General features: G+C 51.0%; 1 protein-coding gene. It reads right to left on the bottom strand.

The features are described 5' to 3' along the window. Positions 1-567, bottom strand: a 567-nt coding sequence (locus R7P74_RS28225; RefSeq protein WP_318123991.1) for a CNNM domain-containing protein, incomplete at both ends; no start/stop codon positions are given.

The following is a 567-nucleotide window of genomic DNA, read 5'->3' as shown; positions in this document are numbered from 1 at the left end:
ATGCACAAAGCCGATGATGTTGTATGTCTGCTCGCAGTATAGCAGCGGACGTGAGAACGGTGTGTCTTTGTGTGTGTCAAGAAACTCATTGATGGTCATCGTTGCGTCAACGCGGAAGACAACAGGGCGAGGTGTCATGACTTGTGTGACAGGCACATCTTGAATCCCTAGCAGGTTGCTTAAGATTTTAGATTCGCCTTCTGCAAATTCACCACTTTCGCGTGCCAAAATCGCCATCGCAGAAAGTTCATCACGCATTTTTGGTGCTTCGTGGTTACGAGCCAAACGCTTAGTGATTTGCTCTGAAAACCATACAAATGGCGTTAGCGCCCACACCATCCAACGTAGCGATACCGCCGCTGCTGGTGCAAGCTGACGCCAGTACGTTGCACCGATGGTCTTCGGTACGATTTCAGAGAGAACCAAGATCGCCAGTGTGAGCACAGCAGAGAAGATGCCAAGTGCTTCGCTGCCGAATACGACGGCCGCCTGTGCACCTGCTGTTGCTGCACCGATAGTGTGAGCAATAGTGTTTAGAGTCAGAATCGACGCTAATGGGCGGTCGAT

It is taken from the genome of Vibrio sp. 2033 (assembly GCF_033339735.1).
Note: the sequence above shows the minus strand (reverse complement) of the source record. Positions and strands in the feature narration are given on the sequence as shown.